Annotated in this window: 15 protein-coding genes and 2 tRNA genes; 10 read left to right on the top strand and 7 right to left on the bottom strand. The window is 43.4% G+C overall.

The window, feature by feature from the left end; all coding sequences use genetic code 11:
• The first annotated feature begins 121 nt into the window (after positions 1-121).
• From PHX29_02530 to PHX29_02520, 3 genes are all read left to right on the top strand, one after another.
• Positions 122-1,096 carry an ABC transporter substrate-binding protein gene (locus PHX29_02530; GenBank protein ID MDD5604779.1) on the top strand — a complete coding sequence of 325 codons (975 nt, stop codon included), beginning with the start codon at positions 122-124 and terminating at the stop codon, positions 1,094-1,096.
• Positions 1,097-1,238: 142 nt separating this feature from the next.
• Positions 1,239-2,123, top strand: coding sequence for an ABC transporter permease (locus PHX29_02525; protein ID MDD5604778.1), 885 nt, complete (start codon positions 1,239-1,241; stop codon positions 2,121-2,123).
• Positions 2,116-2,889 carry an ATP-binding cassette domain-containing protein gene (locus PHX29_02520; GenBank protein MDD5604777.1) on the top strand — a complete coding sequence of 258 codons (774 nt, stop codon included), beginning with the start codon at positions 2,116-2,118 and terminating at the stop codon, positions 2,887-2,889. Before PHX29_02525 ends, PHX29_02520 begins: the two co-directional genes overlap by 8 nt.
• 81 nt (positions 2,890-2,970) lie before the next feature.
• Here the strand turns inward: PHX29_02520 and PHX29_02515 are convergent.
• The 5 genes from PHX29_02515 to PHX29_02495 form a co-directional block, all read right to left on the bottom strand.
• A tRNA-Ile gene (locus tag PHX29_02515) sits at positions 2,971-3,045 on the bottom strand.
• A gap of 40 nt (positions 3,046-3,085) precedes the next feature.
• Positions 3,086-3,161, bottom strand: a tRNA-Gly gene (locus PHX29_02510).
• Positions 3,162-3,270: 109 nt separating this feature from the next.
• Positions 3,271-3,708, bottom strand: coding sequence for a hypothetical protein (locus PHX29_02505; protein ID MDD5604776.1), 438 nt, complete (start codon positions 3,706-3,708; stop codon positions 3,271-3,273).
• A gap of 129 nt (positions 3,709-3,837) precedes the next feature.
• Complete coding sequence (gene prxU, locus PHX29_02500; protein MDD5604775.1) at positions 3,838-4,446, bottom strand: thioredoxin-dependent peroxiredoxin; 609 nt, start codon at positions 4,444-4,446, stop codon at positions 3,838-3,840.
• A 191-nt stretch (positions 4,447-4,637) separates the two neighbouring features.
• Positions 4,638-5,033: a transcriptional repressor gene (locus PHX29_02495; protein ID MDD5604774.1), complete on the bottom strand. Its 396-nt coding sequence runs from the start codon at positions 5,031-5,033 to the stop codon at positions 4,638-4,640.
• Between the two features lie 159 nt (positions 5,034-5,192).
• Between PHX29_02495 and PHX29_02490 the strand changes: the two genes are divergently transcribed.
• From PHX29_02490 to PHX29_02470, 5 genes are read left to right on the top strand one after another with little or no spacing between them, the layout of a single operon-like run.
• Positions 5,193-5,576: a NifB/NifX family molybdenum-iron cluster-binding protein gene (locus PHX29_02490; GenBank protein ID MDD5604773.1), complete on the top strand. Its 384-nt coding sequence runs from the start codon at positions 5,193-5,195 to the stop codon at positions 5,574-5,576.
• A gap of 45 nt (positions 5,577-5,621) precedes the next feature.
• Complete coding sequence (locus tag PHX29_02485) at positions 5,622-6,482, top strand: ATP-binding protein (GenBank protein MDD5604772.1); 861 nt, start codon at positions 5,622-5,624, stop codon at positions 6,480-6,482.
• A complete protein-coding gene (locus PHX29_02480; protein MDD5604771.1) occupies positions 6,460-7,329 on the top strand; it encodes an ATP-binding protein in 870 nt (289 codons plus the stop codon). Before PHX29_02485 ends, PHX29_02480 begins: the two co-directional genes overlap by 23 nt.
• 3 nt (positions 7,330-7,332) lie before the next feature.
• On the top strand, positions 7,333-7,698 hold the full coding sequence (locus PHX29_02475; GenBank protein MDD5604770.1) for a NifB/NifX family molybdenum-iron cluster-binding protein: 366 nt from the start codon (positions 7,333-7,335) through the stop codon (positions 7,696-7,698).
• Between the two features lie 23 nt (positions 7,699-7,721).
• A complete protein-coding gene (locus PHX29_02470) occupies positions 7,722-8,714 on the top strand; it encodes an Mrp/NBP35 family ATP-binding protein (protein ID MDD5604769.1) in 993 nt (330 codons plus the stop codon).
• A gap of 73 nt (positions 8,715-8,787) precedes the next feature.
• On the opposite strand, the gene PHX29_02465 is transcribed toward PHX29_02470, so the two are convergent.
• Both PHX29_02465 and PHX29_02460 read right to left on the bottom strand, forming a co-directional pair.
• Complete coding sequence (locus PHX29_02465; GenBank protein MDD5604768.1) at positions 8,788-9,660, bottom strand: DegV family protein; 873 nt, start codon at positions 9,658-9,660, stop codon at positions 8,788-8,790.
• A gap of 110 nt (positions 9,661-9,770) precedes the next feature.
• Positions 9,771-10,151 (bottom strand): hypothetical protein, encoded by a 381-nt coding sequence (locus PHX29_02460; protein MDD5604767.1) that lies wholly within the window; start codon positions 10,149-10,151, stop codon positions 9,771-9,773.
• 375 nt (positions 10,152-10,526) lie between these two features.
• Between PHX29_02460 and PHX29_02455 the strand changes: the two genes are divergently transcribed.
• Complete coding sequence (locus PHX29_02455; protein ID MDD5604766.1) at positions 10,527-11,033, top strand: hypothetical protein; 507 nt, start codon at positions 10,527-10,529, stop codon at positions 11,031-11,033.
• A gap of 97 nt (positions 11,034-11,130) precedes the next feature.
• Positions 11,131-12,480: a hypothetical protein gene (locus PHX29_02450; protein ID MDD5604765.1), complete on the top strand. Its 1,350-nt coding sequence runs from the start codon at positions 11,131-11,133 to the stop codon at positions 12,478-12,480.
• Positions 12,481-12,482: the final 2 nt, after the last annotated feature.

Here is a 12,482-nt window from a genome sequence, read left to right as displayed (position 1 = left end):
AGGAGGAGAGGGACATGAATAAACCAAATACCAGGTGCTGGCCCGGTGGGGCCATAAAGATATTTTTACGAACTAAAAACAGGTTTACTTATTAAAAAATAAAAAAAATCCAATAGGAGTGATGAAAAAAGTGAAAAGGATTCTTGCCATAATATCCTTGGTTTTTATCTCAACAATGATTGTATCCGGGTGTAATGCCGGTACAAATGACAGTTATACAATTGGAATTGGACAATTTGGCCCCCATGGATCTCTGGACAACTGCCGTGAAGGCTTTTTGGCAGGGCTGGCAGAAGAGGGCATCATAGAGGGAGAGAACCTTACAGTAGATTATCAGGATGCTAATTTTGATGGCGGAACATCGAACCTGATAGCCCAATCATTTGTTTCTAAAAAGGTCGATTTGATCTGCGCAATCGCCACTCCGATGGCTCAAGCAGCCTTTAATGCTGCCGAGGGGAAAAACATACCTGTTATTTTTACTGCAGTAACCGATCCCGTTATGGCCCAGATCAATGAAGGCAACATCACCGGAACCAGTGATATGCTGCCGGTAGATGCACAGCTTAAACTTATTCGCGCTACCATGCCGGAAGCCAGCAAAATAGGAATACTCTATACCACCAGCGAAGTAAATTCAGAATCTGCCATCGCAGTTTACGAAGAGCTTGCCGCTGGTTACGGATTTGAAATTGTGAAAACCGGCATCAGCGTTGCAGCAGATATCCCCCTGGCAATCGATGGTCTTTTGTCCAAAGTAGACTGTATATCCAACCTTACCGATAATACTGTGGTAGGTTCTCTCCCCATCATCCTGGAAGCAGCCAAGGTAAAAAATATCCCCGTGTTTGGAAGCGAAATCGAGCAGGTAAAAATTGGATGTGTTGCAGCAGAGGGACTAGAATACTACGATCTTGGAAAACAAACTGGTAAAATGGCCGCCAAAGTACTAAAAGGAGAAGCCGCTGCGTCTGAGATACCTTTCGAAATTATCGAGGAAAGTTTTCTGTACATAAACTCCAACGTAATGGCAGAAATGGGTATTAGCCTTCCAGGCGAACTGTCGAGCCGAGCTATTGATGTAGCAGAAAATTAACAAGGCGAACCTTTCCGCAGATGCGGCTATCGGATATAAAGAATAAAATATTCATGTTAGCTATAGAAATCTTCGAGGGAATGCGAGCAAAAAACAGTATAGATCCCGCATTCCCCCGAAGTGTATATTTAGGGGTACTGGAATGGATATGCTGATAAGCATACTGGAACAAGGTTTAATCTTTGCCATCATAGCAATGGGCGTTTACATTACATACAAGATCCTGGATTTTCCGGATCTCGGCGTTGATGGAACTTATCCACTTGGAGCCGCTGTAACAGTAGCGCTGATTTCGGCTGATATTAATCCCTTGTTTGCCATGCTTGTGGCGGTAATAGCCGGCGGTCTGGCTGGGCTGGCGACCGGGCTTATTCATGTAAAGTTAAAGGTGCGAGACCTGCTATCGGGTATTATTACCATGACCGCTCTATACTCAATTAATCTACATATTGCTGGCAGAGCAAATGTACCAATTTTTAACACAACTACTATTTTCAACAATGGTTTTACTAACCAAATATTCCCTAGCTTCCTTTCGCCATATAAAACCTTGATAATCATCTGTATAGTAGCTATAGCTAGCAAGCTATTGCTTGATTGGTACCTTAAAACCAAGTCCGGATACCTCCTCAGGGCGGTTGGAGATAATTCAATTGTAGTTACTTCATTGGCTAAGGATAAAGGCAGTGTTAAAATCGTCGGGCTGATTATTGCCAATGCTCTGGTTGCCTTAAGCGGAAGCGTTATGGCGCAGCATCAGCGCTTTTTCGAAATCCAGATGGGTACCGGTACTATAGTTATAGGACTGGCTTCAGTTATCATCGGGCTAAACCTGTTCAAGCGTTTCTATCGCATCAAGCCAACCAGCTCTGTAATCATTGGAAGCGTCCTGTATAAAGCATGCGTAGCACTTGCAATTACATATGGCCTCTCAGCAACAGACATGAAACTCGTAACTGCAGTATTATTCCTGATAATACTGGTGCTGGGACACGAACGGCGCGCAAGGAGGAAAAGCGTTGCTTGATCTTAAACACGTCTCTAAAATTTATAATCCAGGCACAATCAACGAAACATGCATTTTCCAGGATTTTAACCTGTCTATAAACGACGGTGAATTTGTCTCTGTAGTTGGGTCTAATGGAAGCGGAAAAACATCGATGCTGAATATTATCTGCGGCTCGATAGACGTAGATTGCGGTAGTATTCTTATAAACGGAGAAGATATTACCAATATTCCAGATTTCAAGCGGCATCGCCGTATCGGACGGGTATACCAGAATCCGGCAATGGGCACCTGCTCAGGAATGACAATACTGGAAAATATGTCAATGGCTGATAACAAGGGAAAGCCTTTTTCCCTGACACCTGGCACAAACAAAAAAAGAATTGCCCATTACCGCGAAATGCTGCACCAGCTGGGACTTGGGCTAGAGGATAAGATGGATACCCCGGTTAGTTCGCTTTCAGGTGGCCAGCGCCAGGCGTTAGCGCTTCTCATGTCTACCATGACGGCTATTGATTTTTTAATATTAGACGAACATACTGCAGCGTTAGATCCAAGAACCTCTGAAACAATCATGGACCTGACTGACAAAATTGTACAAGAAAAAAATATAACCACTATCATGGTAACTCACAATCTACGCTATGCAACCATGTACGGGAACCGGCTGATTATGATGCACCAGGGAAAAATAGTTCTGGATAAAACCGGCAGTGCCAAGGAAGCAACTACAGTTACAGACCTTTTGGGACTGTTTAACATGATAAGTATCGAATGCGGTAACTAGTTTAGCCGCAGCGCACCGGGCAAGCTGGTAGATCAATCTAAACGAAGGGGATGTTACACTTGAGTTGTGTAACAAGATCGATGGTGGGCCCGGTAGGATTCGAACCTACGACCAAACGGTTATGAGCCGTCCGCTCTGCCGCTGAGCTACGAGCCCGAGGTTTACATTTTCACCTACCAGTTTAGGTAAGTCAAACTGGAGCGGGAGACGGGACTCGAACCCGCGGCAACCTGCTTGGAAGGCAGGCACTCTACCAACTGAGTTACTCCCGCAATACCTTCTCCACTCAATAATAATGAGGGAGGTTGTGTGAATGAAGCACACAAATTAATCACCGAACAAGTTTATCAAATCAAGAGGCTCCGGCACAAGTCCAGCTAGTTAAGCCATCTGATCAGAAATGACCCTGGCAAGCTCTTCCTTGGCCGCAGCAAGTTTTTTGTATTTCGATTCTACCTTCTCCATGTTTTTAGCCATAATTGCTTTCAACAGGTCGCCCTCAATTTCCGCCACTTCCAGCCTTTCGTAATAATCCATCATTTCTTTTAGATGCGCGAGTACAATTTTACCGGTAAGCACTGGGTGATTATTGGTTACATTAGCATCTTCATACATTGTTCCGTGTTCCAGCTCAATCTCCAACCCTCTGCGAAACTCTTCAAGCGGGATATCCATATTATTTACATTAACGATTTTTAAAATTATCCCAGCTTCCTCGTCATCTACCGCTGGCTTGGTAATTTTAGTCCAATCTCTGAGACCCATCTCTTTACAAATCCGTTTTACTTCTTCCTTGCTAACATATTCAGGTAATTGCATTTTAGCCTCCTTTTCCTTTTAGCAGAAAATATAGCCTTGATATGTGTATTAGCAAGCCGGGCGACCTTCGCACTAATAGAGCAATAAAGACGCAGCCCGGCTTGTATGTTGATTATTTTGTTACGCTAATTATTCATGTACGGGAGTTTCTGGCCTCCACACTTCCCACACCTTACCAACTAACGCTGGCGATGGTTTGAGAGTAGGCTTACCCGGCTGCCATTCAGATGGCATTACTTCCCCGGTTTTACGTGTGTGCTGATAAGCTTTTACCTGGCGAATAAGTTCAGCTACATTGCGCCCCACTGTGGGAGTCAGCACTTCCATAGCTTGGATGATGCCATCCGGATCAATTATAAACCGGCCTCGAATATTAACTCCGGCATCTACATCATAAACACCATAAATCGTACCGATACGACCACCCTGGTCAGACAACATCGGGTACGGGAAACCACCATCTACCATTTTGGATAGTTCTTCAGCTTGCCATATCTTGTGGGTGAAGCGTGAATCTGTGCTAACAGAAAGCACCTGTACACCAAGGGCTTTCAGATCATCCTGCCTGGCAGCAACTGCTGCAAGCTCAGTAGGTCAGACAAATGTAAAATCACCTGGATAGAAACACAGTACTGTCCATTTACCTTTATAATCTGATAGTTTGATGTTCTTGAAACCGCCGTCCACATATGCACCGGCCTCAAAATCCGGTGCCGGTTTGCCAACTTGTGCTGTCATAATCCTGGTAGTTTCCTCCTTCGCTCTTTTTACATTCTCAGCAGCAGGTTCTGAAATAGGACCCTTTGCCGAAGAAACACATCCATCGGTGGGTTCTGCCATATAGATTCCTCCCGGCTATATTTAATCAGTCCGGCAGATGAACGCGCCAGACCAGAGCCTGCATATCTAAAGTCAGTAAAAAACGTAAATTAAGGATGGCTTATTTTTGCCAGACACCCTCGGCAAAGCCCAAAAAACTCAATATTGTGCCCGTTAACTGCTGTACCGGTATTTTCTGAAGCCCATTGGTCGAGCTCTTTTCTGACCGGAATCTCCAAGTCGAATACATTGCTACAATTTTCGCATTTGAGGTGATAATGGTTGTTTCCATTACCGTCATAACGGCGGGCAGCTTTATCGATTTTCAGTTCGGTAATTCGCCCCGACTGACTAAGAATCTTAAGGTTGCGATATACAGTACCCTTACTTACGTTGGGTAATACTTTTCTGGCTTCCTCATAGATCCAGTCTGCAGTTGGATGGCTGGTTGTGTTGGAGAGGATGTTAAGAATAACTTGTTTTTGCCTTGTGTTTCTTGTAATCATAACAGTAACAGTTCCTAGAGTATTATTAAACACCTTTGACATTTGCAAGTCAAGTGTTCCAATAGAATACTTTATCATATATCACCAGTTCTTGACACATCCAGACTAGCAGGAATATTATTAATATGAGCATATGCTCATTATATTTAAGGTGTAAATATGAAAATTGCAATTTCTGCCAGCAATCCATCACTTGATTCTGAAGTTAATCCGCGCTTTGGCCGATGCGAAATATTTCTTATCGCCAATCCCGACACTATGGAGTTCGAGGTGGTTAATAATACAGGCGAGTCAGCAGGTGAAGGAGCCGGTACCTCAACCGCTCAAATGATTGCCCAAAAAGGAGTTGAGGTAGTAATAACCGGAAACTGCGGCCCAAATGCACACAAAATTCTTACTGCTGCCGGTATAGGTATTATTACCGGGGCATCCGGGACTGCAAGAAAGGCAATTGAGGATTATAAAAACAGAAATTTTTCTCTTTCTCGCAATCCCAACGTAAGCGGCTATTTCGGTAAAGGTGGAGGCAGGGAAAACGACTGAGGGCGCTCTTCCAGTATAGATTAACTGAGAGGTATCTTAATATACATGATTATCTCTATTGCCAGCGGTAAAGGTGGAACCGGCAAAACAATGGTAGCAACCAGCCTTGCCGCTTCAATAAAAAATGACTACGAAGTACAATTGCTCGATGCAGATGTAGAAGAGCCCAATAGTCATATCTTCCTCAAGCCCACTATTAACAATATACACTATGTTTCTATCATGACTCCTTTGATAAATGAGGAACGATGCAATCACTGCGGAAAATGCGCAGAAATTTGCGCCTTTAAAGCCGTTGTAACCATAAAAGATACTGTACTTACTTTTCCCGAACTCTGCCATGGGTGTGGAGCCTGTTCTTATCTTTGCCCAAGACAAGCTATCAGCGAAACACCCAATCAAATAGGTATTATAGAAACAGGCGCCGCCGGTAATATCAGTTTTGTGCAGGGCAAACTTGATATAGGCCAGACCATGCCTACACCGGTGGTAAGGAAAGTAAAGGAGCATATTGACCAGAAAAAGATTGCCATTATAGACGCAGCTCCGGGAACCTCATGCCCTGTGATTGCCGCTATCAAGGATAGTGATTTCTGCCTGCTTGTGACTGAGCCAACTCCATTTGGCTTAAACGACCTGAAACTTGCAGTTGAAACCGTAACCCAGCTCAGCGTTCCCTGTGGCTTAGTGTTAAACCGCTCAGGCATTGGTTATTCTAACGTAGAAGAATATTGTCACCAAGAAAATATCCCCATACTGCTAACCATACCTTTAAGTTTAAACATTGCCCGTTTTTATTCCGAAGGAATCATGCTGGTCGAAGGCTTACCGGAATATCAGGAAAAATTTAAACAGGCATTTAGCAGAATTCAGGAGATTGCCAGTGAAAGAAATAGTCGTACTTAGCGGTAAAGGGGGCACTGGCAAAACCAGCATCGTCGGCTCGTTGGCTGTGCTGGCAGAAAATAAGGTACTTGCAGATTGTGACGTCGACGCTGCTGATTTGGACCTGCTGCTTGATCCCCATATCCAGGAAAAGCATGAATTCGCTGGTGGGCAGGTCGCTTTTATTAATAAGGATAAATGTGCCAGATGTAACCTTTGTTCTCAGCTATGCCGCTTCAATGCTATTACTGATTTCATAATCGATCCTTTGAACTGTGAAGGGTGTGGTTTTTGCTTCCATATCTGTCCGGTTGAAGCAATAACAATGCAGCCAAGTTTTTCAGGGTACTGGTTTGTTTCTTACTCAAGGTATGGGGCGCTGGTACATGCACGCCTGGGTATAGGGCAGGAAAATTCTGGCAAGCTGGTAGCTGAGGTAAAACGACAGGCAAAAAACATAGCTAAGGAGGTAAAGGCAGACTATATTATCATAGATGGACCACCAGGAACAGGTTGCCCGGTAATATCTTCACTCGCGGGCGCAAACATTGCCCTACTGGTAACCGAACCTACACTCAGCGGTGTGCATGATTTAAAAAGAATCATCCAGGTATGCCAGCATTTTGGCGTACCAGCCGTGGTATGCATAAATAAGTATGATTTAAACGAAAGTAATACTTCATCAATCGAGGCTTACTGCAGATCTCTCGCTATTCCCGTCGCAGCCAAAATCCCCTTTGACACATTGGTAACCGAGGCGATGGTTCATGGAAAACCTGTTTTGGAATATACTAATGGGAAGATAACACAAGAAATTACTAAATTGTGGCATTATATCAATATAGAAAATAATATACAGGGGGAATAAAACATGAAATACGCAGTACCTATTAGCGGTGGAGCAGTATCGGCACATTTCGGTCATTGTGAGCAGTTTGCTCTTTTTGATGTGGATGAATCACAGAAAAATATACTGTCTAAAGAACTGGCTGTGCCGCCTCCTCACCAGCCCGGTCTGTTACCCAAATGGCTGGGAGAAAAAGGAGCTAATGTTATTCTCGCCGGGGGAATGGGTGCACACGCAAGAGAACTCTTTCTTTCGCAAAACATTACCGTCGTAACCGGAGTAATCGAAGATAATCCTGAAAAAGCCGTACTGGATTATATAAACGGCTCCCTGGAAACAGGAGGGGATACCTGCGACCATTCCGGGGGAGGCCACACTTGCCAGCACTAATAAACACCGGAGGAGAATTATAAATGGTTGATAAGGAAACAGTCACCAAAGCCCTGGAAGAAATCACCATTATGGGTACCAGGCGTACCATCGAGCAGCTCAATTTACTGCGCGATATTATAATCTCGGATGAAGGTATAAAGGTTTACCTTGCCAATACTGGCCTTGCCCCCATGATGGAAGAAATAACCAAAAACACTGTTATAAAAACCCTTGGGGATATAGATGGAGCCGGCACAGTAACGGTTGAGTATACTGATGTCAAAGCCCAGGAACTTAACCAGATCACTAATATCATTGCTGTCATGAGCGGCAAAGGTGGAGTTGGAAAATCGCTAGTATCCGGCTTGGTAGCAATAGCTCTAAAAAGAGCAGGATATGAGGTTGGTATACTGGATGCCGATATAACCGGACCAAGCATGCCCAAAATGTTTGGCGTAAACCTCTCCCCTACCGGCAATGAAAGTGGCATCATGCCAGTTATGAGTAAAACCGGCATCGGAATGATGTCCATCAACCTGATCCTTCCCGATGAAGGAGAAGCAGTGATATGGAGAGGCCCCCTGATTGCCAGCGCCATCAAACAGTTTGGCAATGACGTTTTATGGGGCAAGCTGGACTACCTCATTATTGACCTGCCACCCGGAACTGCGGACGCCCCTTTAACCGTAATGCAATCCTTCCCGATTACAGGTGTAATCGTAGTATATACACCGCAGGATCTGGTAGATATGATAGTCAGAAAGGCGCTTTCTATGGCTAATAAGATGGAAAAGAAAGTGCTGGGCGTAGTTGAAAATATGAGCTACCTCTATGTACCAGAAATCGACAAGAAGATAGAAATCTTCGGAAAAAGCCGCGGTGAACAAATGGCAAAAGCAGCCAATGCACCCCTTTTGGCGCAGATTCCAATCGATCCTGAGATGGCCAAGCTATGCGACGCCGGTAGTATTGAGGATTATGACGGAGAAGTTGTAACCAAATTAAGCGAGCAGCTTATGGAAGTACTGAAGTAGTTTAAATATCAGATTAGTACAAAAAAGGCGGGGGATTAGCTTCCCGCCTTTTTATTTTATTCCCAAACTTAAGCTAAGCCGGAATCCCCAAAAACACATTTGCATCTGCATAGGCAACACCAATCATACTAGGTCCTGTATGGGCACCAAGAACCAGAGACATAGCTATTTTGGGCAAGAATGTGCAGTTAAACTTTTCAGCAATCTGCTCCTGTAAAGCCTGAGCCCCTTCCGGATTCTGGGCGTGTACCACCTGGACTCTCAAACTGGAACCAGCCGCATGTTTCTTTTCGATTATATCCACGACTCCTTTTATCGCCTTCTTAAAAGTGCGCAGAAAAGCCATTTGGACGTAAGTACCCTTCTCTTTCTCCACCCCAATAACAGGCTTGATGTTAAGCACTGAAGCTACCAATCCCTTCATGTGGCTAATGCGCCCACCGTGAATAAGGTATTTTAACTCTTCGAGGGTGAATACAGTCTCCGTCGCCTGGCTTATACGTTTTACCAATTCAAGTATCTTATCCAGTGCCCAGCCATCTTTGATGGCTCTGGCTGCTGCTTCTACCTGCCAGCCAGAGGGAGCAGAGAGGGTCTTTGTATCAACATGGGTGATTCTGGCCTCCGGCACCATCTGTGAAGCCAATACGGCAGATTGATAAGTTCCACTTAAACCGCTGGACATATGTATGGATAATATGTCTGGATCCTTTTTGGCCAGATTGCGGTAAAGCTCGGCAAATTCTCCGGGAGCGGGTTGGGTTGTCCTAGGTAGCTCTTTACCCGCAACAAGAAGCTGGTAAAAGTCTTCCTTGCTTATATCCAACCCTTCTCTGTATGTCTTGCCCCCCAACGTTACCCTCAAAGGAACAACATGGATATTATATTCGCCCATCTCCTGAGGCGACATGGTAGTATCGACGCCGCTATCGGTTACAATCTGCATTAATTAATACTCTCCAATTATTTTTCTGTCTATGTAATTAAACCGCAATTATACCACTTATTAATTACACTTGAAATAAAATATCTGCTCTGCACCCCAATCTTTTATATTCAATAATAATAATATGGGTCTGGTTCTACCCAGATTGTCCATTGACCAACTTCCGGGGCAGCAAGGACAACAAAAAATGGCGAGCCGGTATAACCAATAACACAGGACCGGTACTCTTCATCAGCCCTCACTACCTGGTCAACCACTATATGACCGGTTTTACCAGTTTTTAGCTCCACTGTAAATTGTCCATTCCAATTTGTACTGAAAGCGATCTTCCAATAAGACCAATCGCTTTCAAAAAGCGGGGTTCCCGTCCTGCCATTCCCGGTGTAGGTGAAGAACACTGGAGATGTGTGAGTCGAAGGTTCAGTCGTAAATGAGCTTGGGGCGGTTGAGGATGTGATATTGCCACTCGGAGTAGTTAGCTCGGTAGGCACATGATTGCCTGGTGTAGTAACTAGTTTTTAGGTGGAGGTTGTGATAGATGGTTCCCTGCACCCTGCAAGCAGCAATAATATTGCAATAATCAATGCCAAACTCTTTTTCATTGACTGACCTGGTAATGCAAATTTAAGCTCAGGCTTTAATTCGAAGCTCCAGAACCACTGTCTTCCGTTTGCAGATTGCTGTCAATATAGCATTATTAATATTTGAAGTTATCATACTCAATTAGGCTTTTCTAACCATTTCTATGAAATTGCGTTATATAAAATGAAGCTAATTACAACCAGGAGGAAAATTCTAATATCATGCAGTAAAAAGACAATCACTCATTTGCAGCTATGGAAACAAAAAAATACAAGGAGAATAATTTGAAAAAAATAATCCTGCCCTTAATGGTTTTAGCATTGAGCTTCAGCATGCTCGCATGCCAAACAGAAAATGGAAACACCACAACCCCGCCCAATAACAACCTCGAAGGAAGCCTGGAAAGCATACTGGAAAGCATTTACCAAAATGCAGATGTTGATGAATCTTTCCGCAATTTTATTGAGGAAGGTTTATATACAGCTGAAATAACCGAGGATAGAGTAGCCTATTATCTCGGTAAAGATGACATCCAATTCAAAGAAGGAATTGCATCTGAACCAATAATGTCACCAGGGGCTTATTCACTTTGTCTAGTTCGTGTCAAAGATGGCGCAGACATCGAACAGATAAAAACTGATATTAAAGAAAATGTCGACCCCATGAAATGGATATGCACCGGGGTTGATCCCTCCAATGTTATAGTAGACAACATTGGCGATGTTGTCTTTCTGTTAATGAGTGATCAGGAGACTCAGACTTTGTATAATGCATTTCTTGCATTAGCATAACAGGCATGCTTATGGCAATCATAACATTCTATAAAGGAAAAGCATGCTGTTCTCATCTATAAGTTTCCTTTATTATTTCTTGCCAGTAGTATTAACCGTGTATTTTCTTGCTCCGGCAAAATACAAAAACCTCGTCTTGCTACTGGCAAGTTTTGCCTTTTATTTCTGGGGAGAGCCTATTTATTCTCTTTTGATGGCTCTATCAATTATTTCGGCGTACCTGCACGGGATATGGATTTCGAAAGCACAACACAGCCAAGCCCGCAAGCTGGCTTTAACATCTTCAGTTGTTGTCAGTATCAGCACGCTTGGTTTTTTTAAATATTACGCTTTCTTCATTAATAATATTAACGCTGTTTTCGACTCAACACTTGATCCTCTGAATTTAGCCCTGCCTATTGGTATAAGTTTTTATACCTTCCAGATACTTTCTTATACCATCGACTTATACAAAGGTACAGTAAAAGTACAAACCAGCCTCATCAACTTTGCTACTTACGTCGCCCTGTTTCCTCAATTAATCGCCGGACCTATAGTCAGATACACCACCGTTGAAGCAGCTCTGGTTAATAGAAAGCATACCATTGCAGATATCACTTATGGTATCAATCGTTTCATTACCGGCTTAGCAAAAAAGGTAATAATTGCCAATTCGTTGGGAGAACTGGGACTCATATTTTCTAACACAGATGAAAAAACTGTCCTTTTGTACTGGATATGGGCAATTGGCTTTGCACTGCAGATATACTTCGATTTTTCAGGCTATAGCGACATGGCAATCGGCTTGGGGAGAATCTTGGGTTTCCGCTTCCCTGAAAACTTTAATTTCCCCTACATCTCTAAATCGGTTACCGAATTTTGGCGCAGATGGCACATTTCACTTGGCTCGTGGTTTAGGGATTATGTTTATATCCCACTTGGCGGCAACCGGGTTAGCCTGATTAAATGGATCAGAAATGTCGCCATAGTCTGGTTCCTAACCGGATTCTGGCATGGGGCGGAATGGAATTTTATTACCTGGGGTCTTTATTTTGCTTTGTTTTTAATACTCGAGAAATACACTTTTAAACATTTTTTCGCCAAGCTACCCAGGGCGTTCAGTCATTGCTATCTGCTACTGGTGGTAGTAATAGGTTTCGTCATATTTAATACTAATGGTATTGCTGAAAGCACAGCCTCACTGAAAGCGATGTTTGGCTTAACTGGAATACCTTTGACCAGTCTGGAAACCAATTATTACCTGAGCAGCTATTGGATGGTATTTGCAATTGCGATATTTGGATCAACTCCCCTATGGAAATATATCACCGAAAAAACAGGTCAATATAAATCATTAGTTACAGCAACCAGCATCCTCAGACCGGCCGTACAAATTTTTTTAATGTTGTTAGTCACTGGTTATCTGGTGGATGGTTCATTTAATCCATTTATTTATTTCAGATTTTAAAA

Source organism: Dehalococcoidales bacterium (assembly GCA_028717385.1).
GTDB lineage: Bacteria > Chloroflexota > Dehalococcoidia > Dehalococcoidales > CSSed11-197 > CSSed11-197.
Note: the sequence above shows the minus strand (reverse complement) of the source record. Positions and strands in the feature narration are given on the sequence as shown.